Here is a 26278-nt window from a genome sequence, read left to right on the forward strand (position 1 = left end):
CTCCCACGGTCTTGTGGCGCACGCCTCTCGAACGGCGCCTTGTGGGCGCGTTTCTACCCAAGGTTGGTGACGGCTGATCTCGGGGACTTCCCGGGTTCGCGTCCTCCGTCGCACGACGCGCGGCCGCAGGTCCGCGTTTGACATCGATCAATTGCCGCTGGTGAGGACCTTGTCTGCAGTACCGCTCGACATCACGAAGGCCACCTCAACGTTTCTGGAGAAGGGCATGAAGTTTTCCCTTTTGTCGATTTTCAACCGGTCTCCAGATGCCGGCGGCGCCCGCAGTGACGAAGGCCAGAAGATGTTGGCGAGTCTGGACGCCAGCACCCGCGCGTTTCAGAGCGAAGAGGCCCGGATCCGCAAGACACCCGGGGCGCTTGCGGTGAACACCGGTACGAAGCTGACCGTGCCAAGCCGGGATGGCTCAAGACGCGTCGATCTGGATGCGAGCCAGGTGAGCACGACGGCGGTGCTGGCGGCGGCGCCCGCCAATCGCGACGAGTCGGCCCGGTTCGCTCAGGCCTGCCTCGACCGCGGCGTGAATCAGGTGATCGATCTGACCTGGGAGAACGACGCCGTCGGTGATGTGGCCGCCAAGCCCGTGCCTTGGGAGCACTCGCGCGACGCGCTCGCACTCCGCCCGGTTGCCGGCGTCCCGTCGATGGTTCCGGCGTTGGGCAGGTTCGCGAGCGAGTACTTGGTGGAACTCAGTGCGCGTCGCGGGGAATCGTCAGTCCACGCGCACCTGACGTGGACGCGCGCGCCGCTCGACGCGCAGTCGCCGCTGGACGCCAGCCACTTGTTGGAGCTGTGTCGCCAGATCCAAGCGCACGGAGGGCTGGGCGGCGACACCAGCGTCGTGTTCATGGATGACCACGGCGGCGACCTGGCCGCGGCTTGCGCAGCGGCGAACGCGGTGTTTCGTCGATGTCTCCGGGAGCCGCTGTCCTTCCAGGAGGCGTCCGACGCGGTCTTCGATGCTTGCAAGATGCTGAGGGGCCGGCGAAGCAGGACGCTCTTCGCGCAGCGGCCCGACCTGCTGGTCAGCCTGCAACAGTTCGCGCAACTGCTGGTCCATGAAGGGCCGTCGCATCCGACGAGGTGTCATCAATGGACCCAGGAGGAGAAGGCACTCTTCAGCGAACCGCCGGACGAGAACGTGCCGCAAGTCATCCACAAGCGGCCTCCCAGCGCTCGAAAGAGCCTCCTGAGGTCTCCCGCGGTTCCGCTTGCGTCGATACAGCCCGAGCGCATGGCGGGACTGCGCGAGGCTTGCCAAGTGGAGCAGCGCGTGGAGGTGAGAACCTTCGAGCTCGCCGACATACCCGCTGAACTGCCTCGCCTCGGGGACCAGGAGGACCTGGACACAGAAGAGCGATGGGGCGGGAAGATGATCGAGATGTCCAAGCTGCTCAAGCAAGCGCCCAAGGGATCGAAACTGGCCCGGAATCTCATGGCCAGCCTGGCCGGCCGCCGCAAGGCACTCGAGGATCAGGACGACATGGCTGCTGGATTCGAGCCGGATTCGCCGGGCGGCTCCGACATCGCCAGCTCCCGCTGAGCCTCATCCAGCCACATCCAGCCGCCTTCCCTGAGATCGGCCGGCAGCGCCAGCGCGCCGATCTGCTGGCGGTGCAGCGCCAGCACGCGATTGCCGACCGCCGCCACCATGCGCTTGGCCTGGTGGTAGCGGCCCTCGGTGAGGGCCATCTCCAGGCGGCCGTCCGGCAGCCGCCGCGCCGACACGGCGCTCACCGGCTCCGCGGCGAGCTTGGGGTTGCGCTCCTCGAGCAGCACGCCCTCGACGAGCTTGCGCAGTTGCGCGTCATCCAGCTCCGCCTTGCACACCGCTTGGTAGAGCTTGGGCACGTGGTACTTCGGACTGGTCAGCTTGTGCTGCAGGGGGCCGTCGTCGGTCAGCAGCAGCAGGCCAGTGGTGTCCTCGTCCAGACGGCCGACCGGCTGGATGTCGCGATTGCGCAGCGGCTCGGGCAGCAGCGAGAACACGCTCGGATGGTGGCTCGGCTTGCGTGAGCACTCGTAGCCCGCGGGCTTGTGCAGGAGGATCAGCGCCTTCTCGTGATAGGGCCACGACTGGCCCTCGACTTCGAAGACGAGGCCGGCCGTCTCGAAGGCCTGATGCGGGTCTTCGACGACCTCGCCGGCGACCGACACCAGGCCGTGATCGATCAGCGCGGCGCAGTGCCGCCGCGTGCCGAAGCCCTGGCTGAACAGGATCTGCGCGATCGCGACGGGCTTGGCGGACTTGGGGGAACTCGAATTCATGGGGCGGGATTGTCGCTGCGAAGCCCGACCGGTTGGCGACCACTGATTCCGTCAATTCGAACGTTGGAGGTGCATTTGCGGACAGGAGTTGCGTTCACCAATGGCGCGGCATTTCCGCCAGCCGCACGACAACCTCCATGAAGATTTCTTTCAGCTCCCTGTTTCATCGCAAGAAGGACCTCGCCGGTCCGTCCGATGGCTCGACCAAGCCGCAGCTCCAGGCGCCCGATGGCATGTCTTGCGCCGAGACGCGGGCGTGGAAGGCGCGGGCCGGCGAAGCCGCGCACCTGCTCCAGCAACTGGATGCGCGCACCAAGGACTGCAACGGCGTGAACTCAGAGCACCTGCACCTGAAATCCTTGATCCCGCCCGGCAAGGCATTCGGCTTTGCTCAGCGCCCGATTCGCGCCCATCTGATGCCGGGAACCGGCAACCTGCTGATGGACGCGCCCATCCGCAAGGAGGCTCACAGCTGGGCGGCCAGCTGCATCGACCACCGCATTGCCCGCGTCATCGATCTGAGGCCGCCCGGTGCCGACGGCGAACCTTCGTGCATGGACAGCGGCAAGGTCTACCAGAGTGCCCCCGGCGGCCTTGCCGCGCGGTTCCGTGGCATCAATCTGCATGGCCCCCGCTCGAAGAAGCCGGTCGCACAGGCGATCAAGTCGGTGGGCGGCCAGGTGACCAACACCTGGATGGAGGTCACGCTGACGCATCTGGGCCGGCCGTACCGCCCGGAAGGCGCGTCCGAGGGTGGCTGCCAGCGATTGGATTGGTGCCGGGTTCCGGTCAAGCGCGGGAACACGATGTCCTCTGCTCAGCTGTTCGCACTGTGCGAGCACGTGGGGAGCCGGCGGCTCGCGCCCGGTGAACGCCAGGCGATTCAGTGCCCGGCGCACGACCGGCACGCCGGCGCGCTGGTCGAGGCGGCCCTGCTGCTTCGCCAATGGCATCGATCCGGTATCGACGTGACGGGCGATCGCAGCCGCGCGGTGCTCGACGCGTGCAGCCAGGTCCGCGAGCACGGTGGTCCCGAGCTGTTCCGGCAAGCGGATCTCACGTCGTTGCTCGAGTACTGCGACCGATTGCAAGTGGTGCCGCGCGACGCGGCTTCCCTCAACCGTTGATCCGGCCTCCATGCCGCGGGTCGACGGCATCCCCCACCGCCCGCGCCACCACCTCCGCCGCCACCGCGCCCAGCAGCGTCATGTTCTGCGCGATCGCGACGGGCTTGGCGGAGCTCGAATTCATGGGCGGGATTGTCGCTGGCGAACGAATTCCACCAGTAACGCCACGAACGCGTCACTGTTCGTTCTTGGAAGCACGTCATGAGATTTCCCTTCATTTCCCACGCCCCCGTGCCCTCCGGCTTGTCCAGCACTTCCGTCGCCACGCATGAACCCGCGCTTCCTCTGCAGTCAAACGTCGAACCTGCCGACGCGCACGAGTGGAATCGCAGCTTGCCCGATGCCAAGCGACTCTCTTCCGAGTTGGCTGCGTTCCATCATCCCGATCACCTGGCGAAGCAGGCGTGCGTCAACAACTCCTTCGCGCCAACCACCCCGGTCAACCACCGGACCCTGCTGAAGCAGGGCGGTAAGGAGGACGACCCGGCTGCCAGGCAACTGCACGCCAATTGGACGGACGAGGGCAACCTCGTCATGGCTGTCCCGGTTTATGACGAGGCGATGGCATGGACGCAAGCCTGTTTCGAGCACGACATCGCGGCCGTCGTGACACTTGGCACCGTCGAGGAGCATAAGCAGCTGTTTCCCTGCATGGAGAACAACTGTCCGATCACCGTGGGGCAGCGCGAGGTCGAGTTCGTGGAAACCGACGCTGTCGGCCTCGACGGACCGTCCGAAGGCGCTCGTCTGATCTCAGCCTGCCCCGAGGCTGCCGTGAGTGTCATATCGATTCATACGGGCAGGGCGGATGCCAAGAAGAAGGACGCCCGCCACGATGTCACGAACTATGCGATTCCCATCCCGCTTGACCATTCGATCAGCCCGCGCACCTTGCTCGAGACCTGTCGTGCCTTGCACAAGGAGACACCGGCACGGCCGATCGCCTTCCAGTCTCCTGGAGGCGACGATCGCAGCGCTGTCTTCGCCGTGGCGCACACGTTGTTCCAGAAATTCGCGAAGGGAACGTTGAAGGCCGGAAATCTGGAGGACCTCATCGTTCAGCAGTGCGTCAATCTGCGCGCGGCGCGCAGCGCCACGCTCTTCGATCGGCCGGAGCATCTGGCGTCGCTGCTGACCATGGGCAGGATGATGCTGGCCGAAGGCCGCGCCGGACGCCTGGGGACTCCGGTGTCGATGCGTACGCCGGAGGTGGTCACGGATAAGCCGCCGGGCGCCGTGCCGCTCCGCTCTGCGATGAAGGGCGGCCGCGCTTGCGCGGGTGAGGACCGGGCGATATCCGGCAAGTTACGCTTTGAGGACGGGACGCGGGACAACGAGGGCGCGTCAGGCGGCCACTCGAAGCGGCGGCGCGACGTGCGCGACATCTTCCGCCAACCCGAAGCGTCCGCGCCGGACGACGAGGTGCAACTGCGCCAGTCCCCCGGTCGCCGAATCCGTCCTTCCGTTGATTGAGCGATATCAAGGCGAGCACTCGATGGGAGGACCTTGCCATGCGGCGACGGCACAGAGGCGGCGCTTTCATCCGACATCCCGGCCCTTTGGGCCCGAATCCGAGGAGCCGCCATGGCACCGCTACTGAATCATCTCTCCCGTGCCCTGCATGTCCTGACCGGCCAGGACAAGCCCGACAGCGGCGCGGACATGGCCGCAGCCGCAGCCATGAAGGCGCGGCTCGACCATCTGTCCGCCAGCGTGGGGACAAAGCCCTCCGTGGCGATCCCGGGGCTGTTTCCCAGTGTCAGCACCACAGGCACTGTGGTGATCCCCTCTCTGACGCTGCAGGAGAGCGTCGCCTTTGCCCAGGCCTGTCTGGGCAGGGACGTCCGGCGCATCGTGGATCTGCGCTCGGCCAAGGAGAAGGCGCATGCGGCGGCCGGGCCGCTCGATGGCTCGACCAAACGAGTGGTCCAGGGGCGCCTGATGGCCAGCTTTGAACGTCAAGGCAACAAGTCGGCGCTGGATGCCAAGCACGGGCGGACTCCCGCCACTGACGCGCATGTGAGCCGGGTCGAAGTCCGCCTGGCTCGCGACGGGACGGCATTGGGACCCGACGGCCAGTCATCGCCAGGCCACGCGCAGGTCCTGCAATTGATCCGGATGCCGACGGGCGGGGCAGGCCGGCCGATTTCGCCGCAGCGGCTCTTCGACGTCAGTCTTCATCTCGCGCAGACCCGCCAGCCAGGAGGCGTCACGGTCTTTCAATGTGCCGACGGCGGTCATGCCGGCGCGACCTTTGCGGCCGCGTCGGGACTGCTGCAACGCTTTCTTCGCGGCGAAGTGGATGTGCGCCGCATGGAGGAGGCCGTGGTGCTCGAATGTCTGCGTCTGGCCGGTGATCGTCCCTCTCTGTTCCGCCTCGAGGACCTGGCGTCGCTCAAGGCGTTCACCCGGCTGATGCTGGATGCCGAGCGACGCGGCGGTCTGCCCGCCCGGACGGTCGAGCCGCCGCCGAAGCCGCCGCGCGCCGTGGCGGGCACCGGTCGATCCGGGCCGCCCGTCCCGCCGAAACCTGTTCGCAATCCTGGCGCTTCCTGAGGTGTCTGTCTCGACCTCTCGCTTCCACCCTATCGCCCGGGAGTTCCGCCGGCCACAGCCTCGCAGGCTCAAGTGACCGCATCCACCACCGCCCGCGCCACCACCTCCGCCGCCACCGCGCCCAGCAGCGTCATGTCGCCATCGACGCCTGCCGCGCCGGTGGCGAGGGCGAACACCACATCCCCATCCATCACCGTGTGCACCGGCTGGATCGCGCGCGCATAGCCGTCATGCGCGATCTGCGCGAGCTTGGTCGCTTGCGCCTTGGTCAGCCGCGCGTCGGTGGCGATGATCCCGATCGTCGTGGCGCTGCCTGGCAGCGCGCCACCCGGGACTTCGCCCGCGAGCAGCGCCTGCACCGTCGAGCGCGGCCGGCCATCCGCGCCGCGCGGTCCGGCGATCACCTCGCCGCCTTGCGGATCGACCACGTCGCCGACGGCATTCACCGCCACCATCGCCGCGAGCGTCACGCCGCCGATCCGCACCGAGGCCATGCCCAGTCCGCCGGGCATCGCGTGCTCGACGCCAAGCAGCTTGCCCACCGTCGCGCCGGCGCCCGCGCCGATGCGGCCGCGCGAGCGCTCCGTCGCCGACGCCTCATCGCAGGCCGCGCGTCCGGCCGCCGCATCGGGCGCGGTGTCCGCGCCATGCAGCCAGAGATCGAACAGCACCGCCGCCGGCACGATGGGCACGCGCGCCTGGCCCACGGCGAATCCATGCCCGCGCTCGGCGAGCCAGCGCATCACGCCATCCGCCGCGGCGAGCCCGAAGGCGCTGCCGCCGGTGAGCACCAGCGCGTGCACCTGCTGCACCGTGTTCTCGGGACGCAGCAGTTCGGTGTCGCGCGTGCCCGGCGCGGCGCCGCGCACGTCCACGCCGGCGGTGGCGCCGGCCTCGCACAGCACCACGCTGCAGCCCGTGGGCGCCGACGGATGGGTGAAGTGGCCGAGCTTGAGCCCGGCCACGTCGCACAGGCTGCCGGCGTCCGGGGATGAGCGCGCGAGCGCCATGGCGGTCTCCCTCGCCGCGAAGGCGGCAAGACCCGCGCAGTTTACGCAGCGAAGGTCAGGCGAAGACCCCGGCCGTGTCCTGCATGCGGCGGCTCACCTCGCCCAGGTGATGCAGCGAATCGCCGTACTGCATCTCCATCACCGTCAGCCGCTTGAAGTAGTGGCTGCCGATGTACTCGTCGGTCACGCCGATGCCGCCATGGAGCTGGGTGCATTGCTGTCCGACGAAGCGCATCGCCTGGCCCAGCTGCACCTTGGCCTGCGACACCGCCCGGCGCCGCGCGTCGGCCGGCTCGGCGAGCTTGAGCGTGGCGAAGTAGCTCATCGAGCGCGCCAGCTCGAGCTGCATCTTGATGTCAGCCATGCGGTGGCGCAGCGCCTGGAAGCTGGCGATCGCGACGCCGAACTGCTTGCGCGTGTTCATGTATTCCGCCGTCAGCGCGACGAAGCGGTCCATCGCGCCGACCGCCTCGGCCGCCTGCGCGGCGATGGCGATGTCGACGGCGTGCTCCAGCACCGCGAGGCCGCGGTCGGGCCCGGCCAGCAGCGTGGCCGGCGTGTCCTTCAGCGTCAGCTCGGCGGCGCGCGAGCCGTCATGCAGCGGATAGCCGCGCAGCGCCACGCCGGGCGCGTCCTTCGCGACGAGGTACAGCGCGATCCCCGCGCCGGTGCCGCCGGCGCGCGCCGGCACGATGAACGCATCGGCCTGGTCACCGGCCGGGACCACGCTCTTGAGGCCGCTGAGCCGGTGGTCGGCCGTGGCCAGCGTGTCGCAGACGTCGAGCCGGTAACGCGCGCGGCGCTCCTGGTGCGCGAGCACCACCAGCGCCTCGCCGCCCGCGATGCGCGGCAGCCACTGGGCTTGCGCGCCGGCGTCCGATTGCGCCAGCACCGCCGGCGCGACCAGCGCGCCCTGCGCGTAGGGCTCCATCACCAGGCCGCGGCCCAGTTCCTCCATCACCACCATCGCCTCGACCGGGCCGAAACCCAGGCCGCCGTGCGCTTCGGGCACGGCCAGCGCGGTCAGGCCGAGCCCGGCCAGCCCGTCCCAGACCGCGCGCGAGAAGCCTCCGGCCTTCACGATCGCGCGGCGCTGCTCAAAGCCGTAATCCTTGTCGACATAGCGCCGCACGGCATCGCGCAGCGAGATCTGGTCGTCGGTGAAATCGAAGTCCATGTGCGTGTCTCCTCGTGTCCCGGGCCGCGGTCAGCCGAGCACCGTCTGCGCGACGATGTTGCGCTGCACCTCGTTGGAGCCGCCGTAGATCGTCGTCTTGCGATAGTTGAAGTAGTGGCTCGCGAGCGGCGCGCAATGGGCCGCGCCGACGTGGTCGCCCTGCCAGCCCGCCTCCATGGCCTCATGGATGAAGGGTGTCGCGTACGGACCCGCGGCCAGCATCATCAGCTCGGTGTAGCGCTGCTGGATCTCGCTGCCGCGGATCTTCAGCAGGCCCGCCACGTCCAGCGACTGCTTGCCGCTGCTCTCGGCCGAGAGCACCCGCAGCACCATCATCTCCAGCGCGACGATGTCCACCTCCAGCAGCGCGATCTGGTCGCGGAAACGCGGGTCCTCGTAGACCCCTTCCGCCTTGGCGATGCGCTTGAGCCGCTCCAGTTCGCGCTTGGCGCGGTTCACGTCGGCGATGTTGGTGCGCTCGTGCGCGAGCAGGTACTTGGCGTACGTCCAGCCCTTGTTCTCCTCGCCGACCAGGTTCTCCGCGGGGACCTCGACGTTGTCGAAGAACACTTCGTTCACCTCGTGCTCGCCGTCGAGCATGATGATCGGCCGCACGGTCACGCCCGGCGACTTCATGTCGATCAGCAGGAAGGAGATGCCGGCCTGCGGCTTGACCGAGGCATCGGTGCGCACCAGGCAGAAGATCCAGTCGCCGTACTGGCCCAGCGTGGTCCAGGTCTTCTGGCCGTTGACGATGTACTTGTCGCCGCGGCGCTCGGCGCGGGTCTTCACCGAGGCCAGGTCCGAGCCCGAGCCCGGCTCGCTGTAGCCCTGGCTCCACCAGACGTCGCCGCTCATGATCCCGGGGAGGTGGCGCTCCTGCTGCTCGCGCGAGCCGAAGGCCATGATCACCGGCGCCACCATCACCGGTCCGAAGGGCACCACGCGCGGCGCGCCGGCCAGGGCGCATTCCTCTTCGAAGAGATGGCGCTGCACGGCGTTCCAGCCCGGGCCGCCGAACTGCTTGGGCCAGGCCCAGCCATGCCAGCCCTGCTTGCCCAGGAGCCGCGCCCAGCGCTGCAGATCGTCCTTGTTCAGCCGCAGCGCGTTGTGCACCTTGTGGCTGATGTCCTTCGGAAGGTGCTCGGCCACCCACTGGCGGATGTGGGCCCGGAAGGCCTGCTCCTCGGGGGTGAAGTTGAGATCCATGCGATGTCTCCTGCGGTCGGGATGTCGGGCTGGCGGCTCGCGTTCGAGCGCGTCCCCCGTGGGCTGTGGACTGCGTTGGTTTTTAGCACGAGCGTTCGCTTTTTCCGTGTCCCGACCGGGACAAGCCCAGGGAGATGCCGCAGGCGGAGGAAAATGCGCGGCTTGCGCGCTCGCCTCCCCGGCCTCCGACCATGACCGCTTCCTCCTCGACTCTGGCCTCGACCCCGATCGGCGCGCCGCGCGCCGTGCTCGCCATCCACGGCGGCGCCGGCACGCTGCGCCGCGACAGCCTGTCCGCGGAGCGCGAAGCGCAGTACCGCGCCGCGCTCGCAGGCATCCTGGCCGACGGCGCGCGGCAGCTCGCGCGCGGCGACGCGGCGATGGACGTGGCCGTCGAGGCGGTGCGGCGGCTGGAGGAGTGCGAGTTCTTCAATGCCGGCAAGGGCGCGGTCTACACGGCCGACGAGCGGCATGAACTGGACGCCAGCGTGATGGACGGGCGCGACCGGGCGGCTGGCGCGGTCGCCGGCGTGACGCGGGTGCGCAATCCGGTGCTCGCGGCGCGCGCGGTGATGGCGCACAGCGGACACGTGATGCTGATCGGCCCGGCGGCCGACGCGTTCGCGTTCGAGCAGGGCCTGGAGCGGGTCGAGCCGGGCTGGTTCGGCACGCCGCAGCGGCTGGCTCAGTTGAAGGCGGCGCAGGCCGCGGCGCTGGGCGCCGTCCTGGACCATGACGGCCAGCGGGCGGCCGGGGGCGGGCAGGGGCCGCTGGACGAGCAGGACAAGTTCGGCACCGTCGGCGCGGTCGTGCGCGACGCGGCGGGCCATCTGGCGGCGGCGACGTCGACGGGCGGGATGACCAACAAGAGGCCGGGACGCGTGGGGGATTCGCCGCTGCCGGGCGCCGGCTGCTATGCCGATGACCGCTGCGTCGCCGTGTCCTGCACCGGCACCGGCGAGGCCTTCATCCGCGCCAGCGCCGCGCACGAGGTCGGCGCGCTGATGCGCATCGGCGGCCTGGACCTGGCGGCGGCCTGCGAGCGCGTCGTGTTCGACGAGCTGCCGCGGGTCGGCGGCGATGGCGGTCTGATCGCCGTCGATGGGGACGGGCGCGTCTGGCTCGGCTTCAACACCGAAGGCATGTACCGCGGCTGGGTCGCCGCTGGCGGCGAGCCGGCCGTGGCCATCTACCGCGATGCCTGAGCAAGGACGCAGGACCCGCCGATGAAGCACCGCGCCGCCGTTTTCGTGATGCTGGCCGCCACGCTGCTGTGGAGCAGCGCGGGCGCCGTGTCGCGCCACCTGGATTCGGCGCGCGGCTTCGAAGTGACCTTCTGGCGCAGCGCGTTCAACGCGCTGGCGCTGACCGTGCTGCTGCCGCTGCTGCGCGGGCGCGGCTACTGGCGCCAGGCGCTGCCGCGGCTGCGGCACTCGCCGTCGGTGCTGGGCTCGGGTCTGTGCTGGGCCGTCATGTACACCGCCTTCATGCTGGCGCTGACGATGACCGGCGTGGCCAACGTGCTGGTGACGATGGCGCTGGGCCCGCTGCTGACGGCCGTGTTCGCGCGCGTGTTCCTGAGGCAGCGGCTGGCGCCGCGCACCTGGTTCGCGATCTGGCTGGCCAGCGCCGGCATCGCCTGGATGTTCGCGAGCGAGTTGCGCGCGGGCGCGGGCGCCTGGCTGGGCATGGGCGTCGCGCTGGCGGTGCCCGTGGCCGCCGCGAGCAACTGGACGCTGCTGCAGGCGCGCGCCGGCGATGGCCAGGCCGACCTGATGCCCGCCGTGTGGCTGGGCGCGCTGCTGTCGGCGCTGGTCACGCTGCCGCTGGCCTGGCCGTTCGCCGCCTCGGGCCGGGACCTGCTGCTGCTGGCCGGGCTGGGCGTGTTCCAACTGGCGGTGCCCTGCCTGATGGTGGTACGGGTCACGCGGGTGCTGCCGGCGGCGGAGGTCGCGCTGCTGGGGCTGATGGAAGTGCTGCTGGGCGTGCTGTGGGCCTGGCTGCTGGCGGGCGAGGCGCCGGCGCCGGCGGCCCTGCTCGGCGGTGTTATGGTGCTGGCCGCATTGATTGGCAACGAGCTGCTGGGCGCCTGGCGCCGCCCGGCCGCTTCTACGAGTGGAGAGATGTCGCTGTGATTCCGTCGCTGCAATCCGAAGGGCTGGTCCTGGCCGAGGTCAACGGCTGCCTCGGCCTGATCACCTTGAACCGGCCGCAGGCCCTGAACGCGCTGTCGCTGGCGATGATCCGCGACATGACCGCGCTGCTGACGGCCTGGGCCGCGGATCCGGACATCCAGGCGGTGGCGGTGCTGGGCGCGGGGCGCGAGGGCAAGCCCGCGGCGTTCTGCGCCGGTGGCGACATCCGCTTCTTCCATCAGGCGGCGCTGGCCGGCGATGCCGCGCTGGACGCGTTCTTCACCGAGGAATACGCGCTCAACTTCCTGATCCACCAGTTCCCCAAGCCCTACATCGCGCTGATGGACGGCGTGGTGATGGGCGGCGGCATGGGCATCAGCCAGGGTGCCAAGTTGCGCGTGCTGACCGAGCACTCCAAACTGGCGATGCCGGAGACCAACATCGGCCTGTTCCCCGACGTGGGCGGCGGTTATTTCCTGTCGCGCTGCCCGGGCCACAGCGGCGAGTGGCTGGCGCTGACCGGCCAGGTGATCGGCGCGGGCGATGCGATCGAGCTCGGCCTGGGCGACGTGTTCGTGCGCAGCAGCGAGCTGCCGGCGATCGTCCAGGCCTTCAAGACCGGCTCCCAGGACAGCGCCGAGCATGTGGTGGCGACGGTGATGGAGCGGGCCGACCTGGCGCCGCCGGCCGAGCACTGGAACGCGCGGGCGCTGATCAACCGGCACTTCCAGGCGGAATCGGTGCAGGCGCTGTTCGCGTCGCTGGCGGCGGACAGCGACCCCTGGGCGCAGCACACGCTGGCGGCGCTCGCGAAGCGCTCGCCGCTGATGATGGCGGTCACGCTGGAGCAGGTGCGCCGCGCGCGCGGCATGAGCCTGGCCGATGACCTGCGCATGGAGCGCGACCTGGTGCATCACTGCTTCCACCTGCGGCCGGGCGCGGCCAGCGAGACGGTCGAGGGCGTGCGCGCGCTGGCCGTGGACAAGGACCACGCGCCGAAGTGGAACCCGGCCCGTGTCGAGGACGTGTGCCGCGCGGACGTCGAGGCCTTCTTCCGCAGCCCGTGGCCAGCGGGGGAGCATCCGCTGCGGGCGCTCGCCTGAACCCCTGATGGGAGGAGCGGCCCGGGCACGACTTGTCAGGGTTGCTGACGCGGGGCTGATTCAACGGCCTTGATGTGTTGACGGAGGGGGAGTGACCTACTCGGATCAGTAACCCCCATCGCGACGCCCCTTGGAGGGAATCGACAAACGCCAATTCGCTTCGACACTGCATGCCTTCGGGTCATGGACTCGATGAACAGCAGTTGAGAAGGAGCGAAGCGATGGCGTTTATTGCAGAGGAACTTCCGCAGGAAAGGGTTGGGCGGGTCGCGATCGATGAAGCGCCGATGCAGGGGTTACGGCCCTTGGTACACCTGTTCCGATATCCCGAAACGCTTTTCGGGGCCGCTTCGGAACGAAGGGCAGACTTGGGCGGTCAACCTATGGACTGGGGCGCGTTGCCAGATGAAGTTCGACGGTGCTTCCAGTATTGGGGGACACGCTGCACGGACGTCCTGCTTCACCTCCAACTGGCAGCCGAGGTGCTGCGACGTCATGGCGTGACGATATGTCGGGGCGAGATACGGCTCACTTGCCTGCGTCATGAGGATTTGTCGCCCAGCGTCTTCATTGAACTGAGCATTGACGCGACGCCGATGCAGGCGGTGGCACTGACGCGAGAGCTGGACCGACGCGCGATCGACCTTGGCGTTCCCTATGAAGGCTTTGTGTTCTGCTTCATGGAGGGAGAAGACGGTGACGACGAGGAGGACGGGGAAGATTCCTGCCCAACCTGCGGCTCGCTGCGCGACAACACGACGGACGGAGTGGATGGATGACAGCCAAGCCCGACGACTTGAAAGTGCTGGCCGAGCAACAGTCCAGGCTCAGGGGTGACGTGAGTCGCAAGGAAATGAAGCGCCAACTCGCTGACGCGCGGGACCTGTTCCGGGAATGCGGAGACACGCCCTGACAGGCGTCGCGCGCCATTTGCTCACTCGCTGATCGTCTTCGTGCTGAAGCCTGGATCCTTCGCGATATCCCCTTCGGAGAACGGCATCTTCTGCCACTGCCCCGCGCTGTAGGCGCGGGTGTAGTCGGCGTAATGCGCCGAGGCCGGATCGTCGGACAGCGAGAAGGTCAGGAAGGTGTAGGCCTCGACGCCCTCCGATGGGAAGCGCACCACCTGCATGTAGCTGTTGGCGCTGGTGGCGGTGTCGAGCTGGTAGCCACCCTGGTCCAGCCGCGACAGCGCGCAGGCCACCGTGTAGTAGCCCTGCGCGCCGCAGCCCCCGTACATCGGGATCTTCTCGCTGCCGCGGACGGCGAACAGCGTCTCGCCGCGCGTGGCGTCCAGCGCGAAGCCGCTGGCCTGCACGCGCAGGATCGCCGCGCCGAAGGCCTGCTTCAGCGTGCCCGTCGCCGCCACGTTCAGCACGCGCGGTGTGCCGATCGGATCGGCCGGATCGAAGCGCACCTGGTACAGCGAGGACTCCGCCACCAGCGAGGCGCGGCTCCAGAACTCGTCCCACAGATGCGCGCCGCGCGACGCGATCAGCCCCTTCCCATCCCAGGCCTGCAGCGTCGCGCAAGCCTGCGCGGGATCGACGCTCCTGGCCGGGTTGAAGGTCTCGCCGGTGAGCAGGTCGCCGGTCACGTCGATGACCGAAGCCGGCGCGCACAGCATCGCGTAGGCCTGGTCCTTGAACAGCTCGGCGGTGAACGCGCGGCTGTTGAGCACCATCGCCCGCACCGTCTCGCTGGTGGCCTTGTTCCCGGCGTAGCCGTCGGTGCCCGCCAGCCGGCCCTGCACCAGCGTGTGCGCGAGCCGCGTGCGGAAGCTGAGCGAGGCCGTGCCCGCCGGGCCGAGGATGTCCGGATAGCCGGTCAGCGGCGAGGCGGTGTTGGGCAGCCAGTAGCTGTCGTTGCTGTTGAGCACGTAGTCGTCGCGCAGCAGGCCCGGCATCCGCGAGGGACCGATCGCGCCGGGCTGCACCGAGTCGAGGTCGGTCTGCCAGTCGCAGCTGCTCTTGGAGCCGTCCAGGACGGGCGCGCGCGGCAGCGCGGCCGAGAGCGCCGCCGTCAGCGGCGTGGCGCAGTTCATCAGCTGCGCGCTGGACACGTTGGGCACCGCGCCGATGTCGGCGTACCAGGCCTGGTTGCCGCCGCGAGCGACCGCGACGGTGTTGACCCACGGAATGGACGCCTCTTCGCGCTGGATGCGGGCCACGTCGTCCAGCGTCGTCGCCTGGCTCCAGCGCAGCCAGACGCGGAAGACGCGGAAGTTCTCGGCGTTGATGTCGCGGATCGCGAACGCGGTGTTCGTGTTCCAGCCCAGCGCCGGATTGACCGCCGCCAGCGTCACCATCGGTCCGTATTGAGACTCGTAGAGCGTGCGCGTGACCGGCGTGACACTGCCGTCGCCTTGCAGCACCTGCACGGTGATGCTGCGCGCGGTCATCTTCACGATCGCGCCATCACGCAGATAGCTGGTGGGGTCGCCCGGCGCGAGCGAAAGCTGGAACAGTCCGAAGCGCCGCGCCGTCGAGACGGTGTGACTCCAGGCGATGTTGTCGGTGTAGCCGATCTGGATCACCGGCACCCCCAGGAAGGAGGTGCCGGCGACGTTGAGTTCGCCCGGAATGGTGAGCTGCGCCTGGTAGAAGCGGTCGGGGCCGCGCCAGTACCAGTGCGGATTCCCGAACAGCAGCGGACTGCCGTCGCCGGTGGCCGCGGTGCCGAAGCCGATCATGTTGCTGCCCACGCCATCGCGGCCGCCGACCTGGAAGGCCGGCAGACGCGACGCGTCGATCGCCACGCGCAGCGGCGCGCCGGCGGACCGGGCGCGGGCGGCCCCGGCACGGGGAGGGGCCGCCGACGGGCTCGCGGCCGCGGGCGGCGCCGCGTTGGCGATCTGCGGCAGGAAGTTGCTGTAGCCCGCCGCGAAGTGCGCGGCGTACATGCGCCGGAAGACGTCGATGTCCGAGATCGGCACGACCCAGGCCTCGGCGCGGCAGGCCGCATGGGCTGCGGGATCGGCGCCCGCCTTCAGGTCGCGCAGGTAGCGGTTGTAGCCCGCGGCATAGCCGGCGACGAGCTGCTTGAGCTTGTCCGGTTGCGCGGCGATCAGCCGCTGCAGCACCGCGTCGTTCAGGACATGCCGGTGATAGAAGTCCGAGTCGATGTTCTTTGGCTGGCCGATCGTGCCCTGGAACGGAATCCGCGCATCGGCGCCGAAGTAGCGCGAGCGCTCGCCGCGGAAGGTCAGCATCGAGTTGGCGAGGGTGCACAGGTCGTCCTGCGCCTGCGCGTAACCGTAACCGTAGCCGGCGCCGCCCCAGTTGGCCGCCTTGATGTGCGGCACGCCCATCGCGGTGCGGCGGATCTCGGCCGAGTAGGCGGCATCGGGCGGCGTCGGGCCGCCGCTGCCGTTGTCGTCATCGCCGCCACAGGCGGCGAGCAGCGCGGCGCCTCCAAGCGCCAGCGCAACGAGCGGCCCGCGGCCGCGTCGGATCGAAAGTCGCATGTTGTCTCCCTGAAACGAGTGGCGGCCCGATCGCTCGAGCCGCCACCAGCATAGGGCGACCGGGCCCGCGAGGGTCAGGGCAGCTTGTTCAGCGCGTTGACCGCGTCGATCAGGCCGAAGCCGTCATAGACGCTCCAGCCCTTGACCGCCGCGCCGCCCGAGTAGGGGATGACGCGCGCCGCCGGCGTGCCCTGCAGGATGCTCTTGACCTGCTTGGGCGTCAGCGTGCCGGGACCGCCGGCCTTCTGCAGCATCAGCGCGGCCACGCCGGCCGCATGCGGCGCGGCGGCACTGGTGCCGAAGAAGTTGTTGAAGCCGTCGCCCTCGTAATCCGAGTTCTTGTAGAAGAAGGTCGTGTTGCCGCCATCGGGCGCGGCGATGTCGGGCTTCTTGCGCGTCTCGGCCACCGGCAGGCGGTTGCCGGCGGCGTCGAAGGCGATGGTCACCGGGCCGGGGCTGGAGAAGCTCTCGAACGCGGGGATGAACGGGCTCTGCTGCGTGGCCGGGAAGGTGTAGCGGTAGGCGGCGACGCTGTTGGCGGCGGCCGCGGCGCTGTGGCCGAAGGTGATCGGGCTGGTGCGCACGCGGAAGGCGTTGCCGCCCCAGCCGTCGAGGTTGGCGATGCGCACGCGCGAAGCCTGGTGCGTGCCGGCGCTGGTGCGGCCGATCATGATCCGGTAGTTGCCCGAGGGGCCGCCGGACAGGCTCACGACCTCGGTGCCGTTGTCGACCGCGAAGTTGTCGTCGGCGAAGGTGAAGACGCAGGTGCCGGTGGCGTCGATCAGGTAGAAGTTCAGGTCGGTGGTGACCTTGCCCTGATAGAAGAGGTCGTCCCACTGCAGCAGCAGCGTGGAGCCGGCGGCGTTGTAGGTCACCGGCAGCGCGAACACGCCGCCGCCGAAGTCCAGGAAGCCGCCGCCGACATCGGCCGCCGTGCCGCCCGTGGTGGGCGAGCCCTCGCAGGCCAGCACCGAGGCCAGGTTGACGTTGCCCAGGTTGGTGGGCGTCGTCGAGAAGGTCGCGGCGGGGATGTCGATCGAGCCGCCGCCACCCGACGCGCCCTGGTTGCCCGCGGACGAGAAGTACGAGACCGGCTTGCCGGGCAGCGTGGTGCTGGTCACGACGTCCGTCACCGCCTGGGCGACCTGGCCGTCGGAGAAGAAAGGTTCGTCGTAATAGAACACGTCATCGACGATCACGTCGGCGCGGCAGGCCGGGTCGGTGCGCAGGCGGCGGATGTTGTCGGCGAAGGCGGCCTCGCCGGCGAAGGCGGTGGCGAAGCACTGGTCGGCCTGCGGCGCGACGTCCTGGACGATCTGCATCATCGCGCGGCCCTCGTCGGCCAGGCTGCTGTCGGGCGGCAGGTCGATGACGAGCTTGGGCGGACGCAGGTCGCCGGAGGCGATGTCATCGGCGGCGCGAATGGTGGTGAAGCTCAGCGGGGAGCCGTCGTAGGAGTCGGAGAGCACGCCGACGGTGATGCCCGCGCCGGTCCAGCCCGAGGCGTTGGCGACGTTGCTGCGCATCACCGGCGCGCCCTGCGAGGTCACGGCGCCGACGTTGCGCTGCGGCCGGTGGGTCATCTTCATCAGGTGCAGGCCGCTGGTGGCGGCGAGCGTGCTCAGCGTCGCGGGCGGCACGTAGGCGGAGATCGCGCCGCTGCCGAAGGCCGCGTTCACGCCGGTGATGCGGGCGCCGGCGGCGGTCAACGAGGCGCGCATGCCGGCCAGCGAGGCGCCCGGCTGCAGGTAGATGTCCACGAGCACGCGCCCCTGGGCATCGGTCATGGCGCGGTGGTTGGCCTGGATGGCGCTGGGTGCGACGTTCAGGCTGCGCGCGGCGCGGCGCGACTGCTTGTCGACGAGGTCGGACAGCGGGCCGTCGAGCCGGGCGTGCTGGGCCTGGGCGGCGCCGCAGGCGGCGAGCGCGACCAGCGCGGTGAGAGCGCGCAGGCGCGGGAAGGACGGGCGATGGGAAGTCGTCATGAAGCGGCTCCTGCGGGGTCAGGCGTTGACGGAGGCGGCGGCGGGCGCGGCGGCGCTCTTGCGGCGGCGGATCAGGCCGGCGGCGCCCAGCGCCGCGCCGACCAGCAGCAGGCTGCCGGGCTCGGGCACGTCGGAGGCGGCCGCGCTGGCGCCGGTCAGGACGATCTCGTAGTCGCCGGATTCGCTGGTGAGGCTGTTCCAGCCGCTCAGCGCGCCTGCGCCGGGATTGGCCGCGACGTTGCCCGGCTGGCCCAGCAGCGACGGGAAGATGGCCGCGCCGCCGCTCACCGGGGTGTAGCTCGCGCCGGTGATGGCCAGGTAGTACAGGCCGCTGACGGTGGGGATGTAGCCGCTCAGCGTCGACTGCGAGCCGCCGGCGTTGCCGTCGTCGTCATTGGCGATCAGGCCCTTGCCGGCAGCGTCGAACAGGTAGAGCACGGTGTCGAAGAAGTTGTACGGGAAGCCCGAGGCGGTCGTCGTGGCCGAGAAGGCGGTGCCCGCGGTGAGGTAGACGGCGAACAGGTCGGCGCCGCCGTCCAGCGTGCCGCGGATCGCGTCGACAGAACCGGCGCCGGTGACGGTGGTCGCGGTGGTGAGGGATTCGCCGGCATCGGTGCCGCCCTCGAGAAAGACCGCGGCGGCCTGCGCGGACGTTGCCGCGCCCAGGGCCAGGGCCGCGACCGGCAGCCAGCCGTGCTTGAAGCGCTTGATTCTTGTGAACATCGTGGAGCTCCCTTGATCGAACGGACACAACGCACTCGGGCAACCGCGCTCGGTGCGGTACTGCACACATCATCTGTTTGCAGGAGATGTGCCAGGTGTTGTCCGGGCTGTCCCGGCGTCAGGGGGCGTGGCCGGAAAGGCCGATGGCCATTGGTTTCGCGGGGAGGGGGAGAGAGCCGTGCGCTGTACGGCGAGGCGCGAAGGCAATCCCGCGAACGCGGGGTGTAAAGCGGGCCGACTCCGGGTTTACGCGCGGGAAGCGCGCGCCGGAGCCGGACGCACGGGCTCAGTTCCTGTCCGCTCGCAGCGCGCGCCCGGGCGGCGAGTCCGCCGCGTCGGTCACGCGGCCACTGGCCTTGCGGCTGGCCGGACCGGAGGCCGGGCGGGGAGGCGGGATGTCCTGCTCCACCGCGGTAGGCCCGGCCGGTTCTGGCGGCGTCTGCGCGGCAGGGGCGGGGGTCTGGCGTGGGGGCTGGGCCGGTGCGGCGGGCGCCGCGTTCAACTGACCGGCGTCAATCGGCGGACCGACGGTGCCGGACTGGCGCCGGCTCGCGCTCGAAGCGGCGGGCGCCTCCGGCGTCTGGGCGATGGCCGCGGCGGCGGCGGCGGCGGTCATGCTCGCGGCGAGCAGCGTCATCTTGCTGAGGCGCTTCATGGCGGCTCCTCGCGGGACTGCGATACCCCAAGTCTTCGCGCGTTGGCGCGGGCTGTCTGTAGGACAGGGCCGCGAATTGAGAGACCGGCGGGAGGAGCTGGCGGGAGGAGCTGGCGGGAGGGCTAGCGGGTTGGCAGCGGCGTGGACGCGGCCGGCTCCAGCCGCAGCGAGGCGCGGGCCTCGGCCTGGCGCACCAGCTGTTCGAAGGCGCGGTCGGCGTCGGCGGCGTCGCGGCTGCGCACCATCATCACGACGGTCGCGTGGCGGGTGAGCGCCGCGAAGAACTCCTGGGTCTCGCTGCTCCAGACCAGGCGCACGACGTCCTCGCCGATGCGCTGGCGGCGCACGGTCTCCACCGCGCTGCCGAAGAAGCGCAGGTCGGGGCCGTCGGACAGCGGCGTCATCGGCACGGCAGGGAGCAGCAGCGCCTCGGAGGGCAGCACGGACGGCGCCGGCGTCGCGGCGGGCAGGTCGTCGGTCATGCGGCCGAGCAGGACGGGCCGGCCCACCTCGCCGGCGGCGGCCATGCGCCGGAAGCTGTCGAAGTGCTGCCAGGCGAGCGACTCGTCGCTGGTGGTGAGCGTGCGCCGCACGGCGCCTTGCTGCGACACGGCGACGTAGTACTTGCGGGGGGCCGCGCTCGACCAGACCTCGATCGCGACGTCGTCGACCTCGGCGCGGCGCGCCAGCTGCACGGACTTCGCGGCGAGCCGCCGGCGGAGCTCGTCGATGTCGGCGGCTTCGGTCCTCATGGCGGCGGAAGGGGCGCTTGCGGTGGAGGGGGGCTGCGCCGGGGCTGCCGGCCTCGCTTTGCCGACTGGCTTGGCGGCCGTTCCGGCCTTGGCCTTCGCGGCCTTCGCGGCCTTCCCTCCCTTTGGGGCTTTCGGCGCGGTGGAGGGGGCCGCCTTCCGGGGGGACTTGTCTTGAGCCGCCTGCGCTGCCGGGGATGCGCCGGCCAGTGCGAGTCCGGCCGCGGTCATCAGCGCAATGACCGGACCGCGCATCGGCGGGAGACCTCGGGAACGGCGGAAGGGCGGGAACATGAGCGGTCGGCATGGTACGACGTACGCGCGTTCGCGAGGCGCTGCGCTCGCGCCGCCGACGCAAATCGACACACGGCGGATAATCCGCGCCCTATGTCCCCGAAGTTCTCCCCCTGGCGGCTGTCCGTCGCGCCGATGCTCGACTGGACCACCGCGGATTGCCGTTTCCTGCACCGGCTGCTGACCCGCCACACGCTGCTGTACACCGAGATGGTCACCACCGGCGCGATCCTCCACGGCGACAAGCCGCGCCACCTGGACTTCAACGCCGAGGAGCATCCGGTCGCGCTGCAGCTGGGCGGCTCGGAGCCGGCCGATCTCGCCGCCTGCGCCAAGCTGGCGGAGCAGTGGGGCTATGACGAGGTCAACCTGAACTGCGGCTGCCCCAGCGAGCGCGTCCAGCGCGGCGCCTTCGGCGCCTGCCTGATGGCGGAGCCGGGGCTGGTGGCCGATGGCGTCAAGGCGATGCGGGACGCGGTCGCGATCCCGGTGACGGTCAAGCACCGCATCGGCATCGACCGGATCGAGCGCTACGAGTTCGTGCGCGATTTCGTCGGCCAGGTGGCCGAGGCGGGCTGCGAGGTCTTCATCGTGCACGCGCGCAACGCCTGGCTGCAGGGGCTGTCGCCGAAGGAGAACCGGGACATTCCACCGCTGCGGTATGAGCTGGTCCACCAGCTCAAGCGCGAGTTCCCCCATCTCACCATCGCGATCAATGGCGGGCTCAAGGCGGATGAGGAGATCGCGGAGCAGCTCCAGCATGTCGACGGCGTGATGATCGGGCGCCAGGCCTATCACGAGCCCTGGCAGATGGCGCAGTGGGACCAGCGGTTCTTTGGCGAGGCGGCGCCGCGTGTGACGAGCCGGGAGGAGGTCGAAGCGCAGTGGCTCGATTACCTGGACCGGCAGGTGGCGCTGGGCCGGCCGTGGCCGCAGGCGATGCGGCATGCGCTGGGGCTGTGGAACGGACTGCCGGGCGCGCGCCGCTGGCGGCAGGTGTGGTCGGATCACAAGCTCAAGGCGATGGCGCCGCGCGAGGTCGCGAAGCTCGCCACCGAGGCCCGGGTGCAGGCCGCGGAGATCGCGCGGCAGCATCCGGCGTTCCAGGAGCCGGCGGCGCAGGCTCCTGTCAGCGGCTGACGGCGCCGGCGAGGAGCATCGCGCGATGGCGCCGCAGGTCTTCTTCCATTGCTACCCGACGGTGCTCGGCCACTGCGGCATCGCGTGGACCGAGCGCGGCATCGTGGGATCGCAGTTGCCGGAAGAGACGCCGTCGATGACGCGCGATCGGATGTGGGTGAGATTCCCCGCGGCGCGCGAGGAGACAGCGTTCGAGCGTCTGCCGGAGGCGGTGAGACACGCCTGCGAGGGCGTGCGGGCGCTGCTTGAAGGGCAGACGCGGGATCTGCTCGAGGTGCAGCTGGATGACAGCGCGGTGCCGGCCTTCGATCGGGAGGTGCTCGCGCTGACGCGGCGCATTCCGGTCGGGCAGACGCTGACTTACGGGGAAGTGGCCGCGCGGCTGGGGCATCCGGGCGCGGCGCGCGCGGTGGGCCGCGCGGAGGGGCATAACCCGTTCGCGCCGATCGTGCCTTGCCATCGCGTGATGGGAGCGCCGGCCGCGGGCAAGGCGGCCAACCTCACGGGCTTCTCGGCCGCGGGCGGCGTCGTCACGAAGCTCAAGATCCTTGCCATCGAGGCGCGCGCGACAGGCCAGCAGGTGGGGGAGCAGCAGGATCTGTTCTGAGCGGGCTGAGGGCCAGGGGCTCGTGGCGCCCCTCAATCCCAGGGCGCCGCCTCGGTCGCGAGATCCTCGTCCTTCGCCGGCGAAGCCGCCGGCGCGGCCTTCGGCGCATGTTCCGCCGCGATCTTGGCCGACTGCCCGATGAAGTCCAGTTCCCCGCCCAATCCCTCGATCAGGTCGGGAATCAACTGCGCCAGCTCGCCCGTCGCCAGCGCCGCGTCCACATCGAACGCCTCATCCTTGGCCGGCTTGTCCCGCCCGTCGAAGACCACGTCCAGGAACTTGATGCCCTTGATCTGCATCGTGTCCGTCAGCGTGAACGACACCCGCTCCTTCCACGTCATCGCCAGCCGCGTCGGCATCTTGCCGCTGGTCAGATGCGCCTTCACCTCGTCGGTGTCCAGGTTGTGACGCGCATAGCGCACCGCCGCCTTCATCTCGTCGGCCGCCTTCAGCTCGCAGTCGCGGTCGATGATGAAATCCTTCGGCGGCACGCCATCCATCAGCCACGCCGCCATGCACGCCGCCGGCGATTCGGCGCTTTGCAGCAGGTGCAGGTTGATCGACGAATCCGCCTTCACCAGCAGCGTGATCAGCTCATCCGCCTTGCCGATCGAGCCCGCGTCCACCATCAGGAAGCCCTGCTTCGGCGAGATCCACACCCGCAGGTGCGATTGCAGCGTGAACGCGCGCGGCAGCAGTTCCAGCGTGGCCTGGTCCTTCATGTCGCGCTGCTGCTTCTTGCCGGGACGCCGGCCGGTCTCGTGCTCGATCTGCTCGACCATCTCCTCGACCCGCTCGCGCACCACCGATCCCGGCAGCACGCGCTTCTCCATGCGCAGGCTCAGCAGCCAATGGCCATCGATCTCCTCCAGCAAGCGGGCGCCGGGCTCGCCGCGCGGCGGCACCCAGCCGGCCGACAGCGCCTCGGTCGCGCCGCACGGCTTGAAACGCTCCTGCTCGAGCGCGTCCTCGAGCTTTTCCACATGGGGCTGCCAGTCGTTGGACAGGCGGTAAACGATCAGGTTCTTGAACATCTCGGAACTACGGCAGGCAAGGACGGCGCGCCAGGGCGCCAGGAATGACGACGGGGCCACGCGGACGACGCGTGGCCCCGTTCAAACGATGGGCGATTGTCTCAGTTCCGGCGGCCGCTCCGGCCACCGGATCAACCCGCTTGCGCGTTCAGGCCTGAGCGGATTCGGCGGCGATCTGGCGCAGCGCCTGCTCGAAGGCCTCGGGCGGCTGGCCGCCCTGGATCAGGTATTTCTCGTTGATCACGACCGCCGGCACCGAGTTGATGCCGCGCGTCAGCCACAGCGACTCGGCGTCGCGCACGTCATCGGTGTAGTCGCCGCTGTCGAAGACGCGCGCCGCTTCGGCCGCGTCCAGGCCGATCTCGCGCACCGCGGCCAGCAGTGTCTCGCGCTCGCCCGGGTTTCTGCCATGCGTGTGATACGCCGTCAGCAGCGCCAGCTTCAGGTCGTGCTGCGCCTTGGGCGACTGCAGCCCGGCCCAGTGCAGCAGGCGATGGGCGTCGAAGGTGTTCCAGACGCGGCTGCGCGCGCCCTCGGTGAAGGTGAAACCGACATCGGCGCCGCGCTGGCGCAGATGCGCGCGGATGTCCTTGCGCTGCTCGGGCGTCGAGCCGTACTTGCGCGTCAGATGCTCTTCGATGTCCTCGCCTTCGGGCGCCATCTGCGGGTTGAGCTCGAAGGGCTGGAAATGGATGTCCACCGGCACGTCCGGCAGACGGGCCAGCGCCGTTTCCAGCGACTTCAGGCCCACCGCGCACCAGGGGCACGCGACGTCCGAGACGAAATCAATGCGCAGCGGCTGCAGCGGACGGGCGGAGGCAGGGGTGTCGTTCATGCCCGCGACTCTAGCCACAAGCTCAAGTCAACACGCGGTCGCTGGGCTTTGCCAGGTAGAACCACTCGTGGCCGGGCTCGGCGTTGTTGTTGGGGAAGACGATGCGTCCAGCAAAGGGCGCCAGCACGGGCGTGCCGTCGGCGCGCGTGCCGATGCGCTCACCCGCAGCGACGGCGTCGAAACTGGCCCAGGTGCGCTCGAAACGGTCGTCGACGCTCTCGCGGTCGATGACCTCGTACAGCTGCAGCACTTCCACCGGGCGCTTCGGATCGGCGAGCTCGATGCCCGCCGGCGCGATCATGCCCAGCAGCACCAGCGTGCGCAGGATCGCCTTGAAGGCGACCTCCGGCCCCTGCGGATCCGCGTGCTGGCCGCATTCCAGCGTGATGCAGTAGCCGCCGGTGCTGCGCATGTACTCGGTGGTGCCGACGCCGTAATGCGGATCCTGCTGCAGCGCCATGCGGCGCGAGCCGTCGGCGGCCTTCTCGGCGCGGCGCTTCAGGCCCAGCGCATACGTCGACAGCCAGCCCTCGACGATGCGCGAGGTGCCCACCGCCAGCGCCAGCGCGGTCTCGGCGGCCTGGTGGCGGAAGGGCTCGAGCTCGCCGTCGTTGTCGCGCGGGCCCATCATCGCGAAGGCCGGTCCCGGGTTGTTGAAGCTGTGCAGGTCCAGCAGCACGTCGCTGGCGGCGATCCACGGGCACAGGCGGTTGGCGACGCGATCCTCGAAGTCCTGCGGAATCGGATTGACGCGCAGGTTGCGGTTCAGGTTGCGCTCGCCCTCACGGCGCTGCAGCCGGTGCGCCAGCGGATTGACGATGGGGATCATCGTCAGCGTGCCCTTGAGCAGCGTGAGCCGGCCCTCGTCGAGCATCCGCATGACGCGCTCGATCGCGCCGACGCCGGCGACCTCGTTGCCGTGCACGGCGGCCGTCACCAGCAGCTTCGGACCCGGTTTCAGGCCGGCGAACTGATGAACGCGGAGATGGGTCGGGTGATCGGTGCGGGCGTCGCTCATGGCGTGAGGGAGGGGGCTCGAAAAGGGGAAACGCCGAGCATAGGCCCGCCGCGTGTGCCCGCGAGCGCCCGCGTGCGCGCCGCGCATGCCGGAATCGCGGCCGGCGATGAGTTCAGGTTGCAGGTGCGGGCGGCGCTCAGCCGCCGAGCAGCGCCTTCGCGTCCAGCGGCGTGTCGCAGGACCAGTGCGTGCTCGGCAGATCGCCGGCGGGGGCGCCGTCAGCCCAGCGCGTGAGCCGGTACAGCGTGCCGAAGGCGAAATCGGGCGGCGCCTCGCCCGCGCCGGCGAGCAGCTCGCCGCCGCGGCGCACGTTGTCGGCCATCCAGGCCGGCAGGCGCAGGTGATACGGATTGCGCGCGATCTCGCCCTGGTGGCAGGCCAGCGCGCGCACCAGGCGCGCGGTGTCGCGCTGGCCGGTCTCGATCAGCGTGGTCGGCGACGGCTGCGTCGCCCAGAACTCGGTGTGGGCGACGACGGTGGCGATCCGCGCCTGGATCAGCGCCTCGGTGACCAGCAGGTGCACCCCGATGTGGGTCGGAATGCCATCGCCCGCGTGCGGCGCCAGGATCAGCGCCGGCTTTTCCGCCGCCAGCAGTTCGGCGACCAGTCTCACCTGTTCCTGCCATTGCGGCGTCCGCGCGGCGGCGGCTTCCGGCTTGACCTGCTCGAAGCCGTCGGCGGCCAGCAGGCGCAGGTCGAAATCCAGCACGTCGCAGGCGGCGCCCACCTCGGTCCAGCGCTCGGCGCGCCGGCCCTGCTTGCTGCCCAGCGTCACCGCGATGTTGGTCACGCGCCAGCCGGCTTCCTGGCGCAACCGCAGCGGCAATGCGCCCACGATGCACTCGTCGTCCGGATGCGGGGCGAAGACCAGGGCCAGCGGCGCAGGTTGCGCGGTTTCAGCGCCTGCCGCAGCCGGCTGCGCCGCCAACGGACTGACACCGGTACGCACGGGTTGCTGCAGGACGGCATACCAGCTGGCGATCCAGGCTTCCCAATCTGCCTGGCTGACGGCTTGGCCGGCAGCCGGGCCGGCGCTCGTGGGAAAGGCAGGCGTGGGGCCCGTGGGAGAGGCGTTCGCGTTCATCGGCGGGGAGGGTTCGGCCCGGAAGCCAAAGCGTCCGGGCGGGTTCGGTCAGCCCATCTTAGCGGGCCGTATCCCCAAATGGTAT

General features: G+C 70.0%; 25 protein-coding genes. 11 read left to right on the top strand and 14 right to left on the bottom strand.

Features of this window, described 5'->3' with window-relative positions:
• Window positions 1–226 precede the first annotated feature (226 nt).
• Entirely contained in the window at window positions 227–1561 is a 1335-nt protein-coding gene (locus tag ABDW61_RS20695) for a hypothetical protein (protein ID WP_343641394.1), read from the top strand.
• Here ABDW61_RS20695 and ABDW61_RS20700 read toward each other — a convergent pair.
• The gene (locus ABDW61_RS20700) at window positions 1492–2286 is read right to left on the bottom strand and encodes a 16S rRNA pseudouridine(516) synthase (protein WP_343641396.1); all 795 of its coding nucleotides are present in this window, start codon (window positions 2284–2286) and stop codon (window positions 1492–1494) included. The two genes, ABDW61_RS20695 and ABDW61_RS20700, sit on opposite strands and share 70 nt — an antisense overlap.
• 137 nt (window positions 2287–2423) lie before the next feature.
• Here ABDW61_RS20700 and ABDW61_RS20705 point away from each other — a divergent pair, with 137 nt between their 5' ends.
• On the top strand, window positions 2424–3413 hold the full coding sequence (locus tag ABDW61_RS20705) for a hypothetical protein (protein WP_343641398.1): 990 nt from the start codon (window positions 2424–2426) through the stop codon (window positions 3411–3413).
• Here the strand turns inward: ABDW61_RS20705 and ABDW61_RS20710 are convergent.
• Entirely contained in the window at window positions 3403–3537 is a 135-nt protein-coding gene (locus tag ABDW61_RS20710) for a hypothetical protein (RefSeq protein WP_343641400.1), read from the bottom strand. The genes ABDW61_RS20705 and ABDW61_RS20710 overlap by 11 nt on opposite strands.
• A gap of 77 nt (window positions 3538–3614) precedes the next feature.
• Here ABDW61_RS20710 and ABDW61_RS20715 point away from each other — a divergent pair, with 77 nt between their 5' ends.
• Window positions 3615–4886, top strand: coding sequence for a hypothetical protein (locus ABDW61_RS20715; protein WP_343641402.1), 1272 nt, complete (start codon window positions 3615–3617; stop codon window positions 4884–4886).
• A gap of 111 nt (window positions 4887–4997) precedes the next feature.
• On the top strand, window positions 4998–5969 hold the full coding sequence (locus tag ABDW61_RS20720; RefSeq protein ID WP_343641404.1) for a hypothetical protein: 972 nt from the start codon (window positions 4998–5000) through the stop codon (window positions 5967–5969).
• 68 nt (window positions 5970–6037) lie between these two features.
• Here the strand turns inward: ABDW61_RS20720 and ABDW61_RS20725 are convergent, their stop codons facing one another.
• From ABDW61_RS20725 to ABDW61_RS20735, 3 genes are read right to left on the bottom strand one after another with little or no spacing between them, the layout of a single operon-like run.
• Entirely contained in the window at window positions 6038–6979 is a 942-nt protein-coding gene (locus ABDW61_RS20725) for a P1 family peptidase (RefSeq protein WP_343641406.1), read from the bottom strand.
• A gap of 55 nt (window positions 6980–7034) precedes the next feature.
• Window positions 7035–8156: an acyl-CoA dehydrogenase family protein gene (locus tag ABDW61_RS20730; protein ID WP_343641408.1), complete on the bottom strand. Its 1122-nt coding sequence runs from the start codon at window positions 8154–8156 to the stop codon at window positions 7035–7037.
• Between the two features lie 30 nt (window positions 8157–8186).
• Window positions 8187–9365, bottom strand: a complete 1179-nt coding sequence (locus tag ABDW61_RS20735) for an acyl-CoA dehydrogenase family protein (RefSeq protein WP_343641410.1) — start codon at window positions 9363–9365, stop codon at window positions 8187–8189.
• A 191-nt stretch (window positions 9366–9556) separates the two neighbouring features.
• Between ABDW61_RS20735 and ABDW61_RS20740 the strand changes: the two genes are divergently transcribed.
• The 5 genes from ABDW61_RS20740 to ABDW61_RS20760 all read left to right on the top strand — a co-directional run bounded on the left by ABDW61_RS20740 (window position 9557) and on the right by ABDW61_RS20760 (window position 13516).
• Window positions 9557–10570, top strand: a complete 1014-nt coding sequence (locus ABDW61_RS20740) for an isoaspartyl peptidase/L-asparaginase (RefSeq protein WP_343641412.1) — start codon at window positions 9557–9559, stop codon at window positions 10568–10570.
• A 21-nt stretch (window positions 10571–10591) separates the two neighbouring features.
• Entirely contained in the window at window positions 10592–11500 is a 909-nt protein-coding gene (locus ABDW61_RS20745; protein WP_343641414.1) for a DMT family transporter, read from the top strand.
• Window positions 11497–12603 carry an enoyl-CoA hydratase/isomerase family protein gene (locus ABDW61_RS20750; protein ID WP_343641415.1) on the top strand — a complete coding sequence of 369 codons (1107 nt, stop codon included), beginning with the start codon at window positions 11497–11499 and terminating at the stop codon, window positions 12601–12603. The genes ABDW61_RS20745 and ABDW61_RS20750 overlap by 4 nt, the downstream gene beginning before the upstream one ends.
• A gap of 221 nt (window positions 12604–12824) precedes the next feature.
• Window positions 12825–13382, top strand: coding sequence for a hypothetical protein (locus tag ABDW61_RS20755; RefSeq protein ID WP_343641417.1), 558 nt, complete (start codon window positions 12825–12827; stop codon window positions 13380–13382).
• On the top strand, window positions 13379–13516 hold the full coding sequence (locus tag ABDW61_RS20760) for a hypothetical protein (protein ID WP_343641419.1): 138 nt from the start codon (window positions 13379–13381) through the stop codon (window positions 13514–13516). The genes ABDW61_RS20755 and ABDW61_RS20760 overlap by 4 nt, the downstream gene beginning before the upstream one ends.
• A 21-nt stretch (window positions 13517–13537) precedes the next feature.
• Here the strand turns inward: ABDW61_RS20760 and ABDW61_RS20765 are convergent, their stop codons facing one another.
• The 5 genes from ABDW61_RS20765 to ABDW61_RS20785 all read right to left on the bottom strand — a co-directional run bounded on the left by ABDW61_RS20765 (window position 13538) and on the right by ABDW61_RS20785 (window position 20184).
• Entirely contained in the window at window positions 13538–16069 is a 2532-nt protein-coding gene (locus ABDW61_RS20765) for a penicillin acylase family protein (RefSeq protein ID WP_343641421.1), read from the bottom strand.
• Window positions 16070–16143: 74 nt separating this feature from the next.
• Window positions 16144–18054 carry a S8 family serine peptidase gene (locus tag ABDW61_RS20770; RefSeq protein WP_343641423.1) on the bottom strand — a complete coding sequence of 637 codons (1911 nt, stop codon included), beginning with the start codon at window positions 18052–18054 and terminating at the stop codon, window positions 16144–16146.
• Window positions 18055–18072: 18 nt separating this feature from the next.
• Window positions 18073–18777 carry a pre-peptidase C-terminal domain-containing protein gene (locus tag ABDW61_RS20775; protein WP_343641424.1) on the bottom strand — a complete coding sequence of 235 codons (705 nt, stop codon included), beginning with the start codon at window positions 18775–18777 and terminating at the stop codon, window positions 18073–18075.
• 286 nt (window positions 18778–19063) lie between these two features.
• Complete coding sequence (locus tag ABDW61_RS20780) at window positions 19064–19432, bottom strand: hypothetical protein (RefSeq protein WP_343641425.1); 369 nt, start codon at window positions 19430–19432, stop codon at window positions 19064–19066.
• A gap of 122 nt (window positions 19433–19554) precedes the next feature.
• Window positions 19555–20184, bottom strand: coding sequence for a hypothetical protein (locus tag ABDW61_RS20785; RefSeq protein WP_343641427.1), 630 nt, complete (start codon window positions 20182–20184; stop codon window positions 19555–19557).
• Window positions 20185–20568: 384 nt separating this feature from the next.
• Between ABDW61_RS20785 and dusA the strand changes: the two genes are divergently transcribed.
• Both dusA and ABDW61_RS20795 read left to right on the top strand, forming a co-directional pair.
• Window positions 20569–21615: a tRNA dihydrouridine(20/20a) synthase DusA gene (gene dusA, locus ABDW61_RS20790; protein WP_343641429.1), complete on the top strand. Its 1047-nt coding sequence runs from the start codon at window positions 20569–20571 to the stop codon at window positions 21613–21615.
• A gap of 25 nt (window positions 21616–21640) precedes the next feature.
• Window positions 21641–22222, top strand: coding sequence for a methylated-DNA--[protein]-cysteine S-methyltransferase (locus ABDW61_RS20795; RefSeq protein ID WP_343641431.1), 582 nt, complete (start codon window positions 21641–21643; stop codon window positions 22220–22222).
• A 32-nt stretch (window positions 22223–22254) separates the two neighbouring features.
• Here the strand turns inward: ABDW61_RS20795 and ABDW61_RS20800 are convergent, their stop codons facing one another.
• The 4 genes from ABDW61_RS20800 to ABDW61_RS20815 all read right to left on the bottom strand — a co-directional run bounded on the left by ABDW61_RS20800 (window position 22255) and on the right by ABDW61_RS20815 (window position 26058).
• Window positions 22255–23256 carry a recombination-associated protein RdgC gene (locus ABDW61_RS20800; RefSeq protein WP_343641433.1) on the bottom strand — a complete coding sequence of 334 codons (1002 nt, stop codon included), beginning with the start codon at window positions 23254–23256 and terminating at the stop codon, window positions 22255–22257.
• A 148-nt stretch (window positions 23257–23404) separates the two neighbouring features.
• Window positions 23405–24091 (bottom strand): DsbA family oxidoreductase, encoded by a 687-nt coding sequence (locus ABDW61_RS20805; RefSeq protein WP_343641435.1) that lies wholly within the window; start codon window positions 24089–24091, stop codon window positions 23405–23407.
• Window positions 24092–24113: 22 nt separating this feature from the next.
• Entirely contained in the window at window positions 24114–25109 is a 996-nt protein-coding gene (locus ABDW61_RS20810) for a succinylglutamate desuccinylase/aspartoacylase family protein (protein WP_343641436.1), read from the bottom strand.
• Window positions 25110–25245: 136 nt separating this feature from the next.
• On the bottom strand, window positions 25246–26058 hold the full coding sequence (locus ABDW61_RS20815; RefSeq protein ID WP_343641437.1) for a PIG-L family deacetylase: 813 nt from the start codon (window positions 26056–26058) through the stop codon (window positions 25246–25248).
• Between the last annotated feature and the right edge of the window lie 220 nt (window positions 26059–26278).

The sequence above is a fragment of the Roseateles sp. genome, from assembly GCF_039595595.1.
Taxonomy (GTDB): Bacteria; Pseudomonadota; Gammaproteobacteria; order Burkholderiales; family Burkholderiaceae_C; genus Roseateles.

What these genes read in the sequence shown, in the direction of transcription:
- ABDW61_RS20695 (WP_343641394.1), top strand. Translation starts at nt 227, where the DNA reads ATGAAGTTTTCCCTTTTGTCGATTTTCAACCGGTCTCCAGATGCCGGC.
- ABDW61_RS20700 (WP_343641396.1), bottom strand. Translation starts at nt 2,286, where the DNA reads ATGAATTCGAGTTCCCCCAAGTCCGCCAAGCCCGTCGCGATCGCGCAG.
- ABDW61_RS20705 (WP_343641398.1), top strand. Translation starts at nt 2,424, where the DNA reads ATGAAGATTTCTTTCAGCTCCCTGTTTCATCGCAAGAAGGACCTCGCC.
- ABDW61_RS20710 (WP_343641400.1), bottom strand. Translation starts at nt 3,537, where the DNA reads ATGAATTCGAGCTCCGCCAAGCCCGTCGCGATCGCGCAGAACATGACG.
- ABDW61_RS20715 (WP_343641402.1), top strand. Translation starts at nt 3,615, where the DNA reads ATGAGATTTCCCTTCATTTCCCACGCCCCCGTGCCCTCCGGCTTGTCC.
- ABDW61_RS20720 (WP_343641404.1), top strand. Translation starts at nt 4,998, where the DNA reads ATGGCACCGCTACTGAATCATCTCTCCCGTGCCCTGCATGTCCTGACC.
- ABDW61_RS20725 (WP_343641406.1), bottom strand. Translation starts at nt 6,979, where the DNA reads ATGGCGCTCGCGCGCTCATCCCCGGACGCCGGCAGCCTGTGCGACGTG.
- ABDW61_RS20730 (WP_343641408.1), bottom strand. Translation starts at nt 8,156, where the DNA reads ATGGACTTCGATTTCACCGACGACCAGATCTCGCTGCGCGATGCCGTG.
- ABDW61_RS20735 (WP_343641410.1), bottom strand. Translation starts at nt 9,365, where the DNA reads ATGGATCTCAACTTCACCCCCGAGGAGCAGGCCTTCCGGGCCCACATC.
- ABDW61_RS20740 (WP_343641412.1), top strand. Translation starts at nt 9,557, where the DNA reads ATGACCGCTTCCTCCTCGACTCTGGCCTCGACCCCGATCGGCGCGCCG.
- ABDW61_RS20745 (WP_343641414.1), top strand. Translation starts at nt 10,592, where the DNA reads ATGAAGCACCGCGCCGCCGTTTTCGTGATGCTGGCCGCCACGCTGCTG.
- ABDW61_RS20755 (WP_343641417.1), top strand. Translation starts at nt 12,825, where the DNA reads ATGGCGTTTATTGCAGAGGAACTTCCGCAGGAAAGGGTTGGGCGGGTC.
- ABDW61_RS20760 (WP_343641419.1), top strand. Translation starts at nt 13,379, where the DNA reads ATGACAGCCAAGCCCGACGACTTGAAAGTGCTGGCCGAGCAACAGTCC.
- ABDW61_RS20765 (WP_343641421.1), bottom strand. Translation starts at nt 16,069, where the DNA reads ATGCGACTTTCGATCCGACGCGGCCGCGGGCCGCTCGTTGCGCTGGCG.
- ABDW61_RS20770 (WP_343641423.1), bottom strand. Translation starts at nt 18,054, where the DNA reads ATGACGACTTCCCATCGCCCGTCCTTCCCGCGCCTGCGCGCTCTCACC.
- ABDW61_RS20775 (WP_343641424.1), bottom strand. Translation starts at nt 18,777, where the DNA reads ATGTTCACAAGAATCAAGCGCTTCAAGCACGGCTGGCTGCCGGTCGCG.
- ABDW61_RS20780 (WP_343641425.1), bottom strand. Translation starts at nt 19,432, where the DNA reads ATGAAGCGCCTCAGCAAGATGACGCTGCTCGCCGCGAGCATGACCGCC.
- ABDW61_RS20785 (WP_343641427.1), bottom strand. Translation starts at nt 20,184, where the DNA reads ATGAGGACCGAAGCCGCCGACATCGACGAGCTCCGCCGGCGGCTCGCC.
- dusA (WP_343641429.1), top strand. Translation starts at nt 20,569, where the DNA reads ATGTCCCCGAAGTTCTCCCCCTGGCGGCTGTCCGTCGCGCCGATGCTC.
- ABDW61_RS20795 (WP_343641431.1), top strand. Translation starts at nt 21,641, where the DNA reads ATGGCGCCGCAGGTCTTCTTCCATTGCTACCCGACGGTGCTCGGCCAC.
- ABDW61_RS20800 (WP_343641433.1), bottom strand. Translation starts at nt 23,256, where the DNA reads ATGTTCAAGAACCTGATCGTTTACCGCCTGTCCAACGACTGGCAGCCC.
- ABDW61_RS20805 (WP_343641435.1), bottom strand. Translation starts at nt 24,091, where the DNA reads ATGAACGACACCCCTGCCTCCGCCCGTCCGCTGCAGCCGCTGCGCATT.
- ABDW61_RS20810 (WP_343641436.1), bottom strand. Translation starts at nt 25,109, where the DNA reads ATGAGCGACGCCCGCACCGATCACCCGACCCATCTCCGCGTTCATCAG.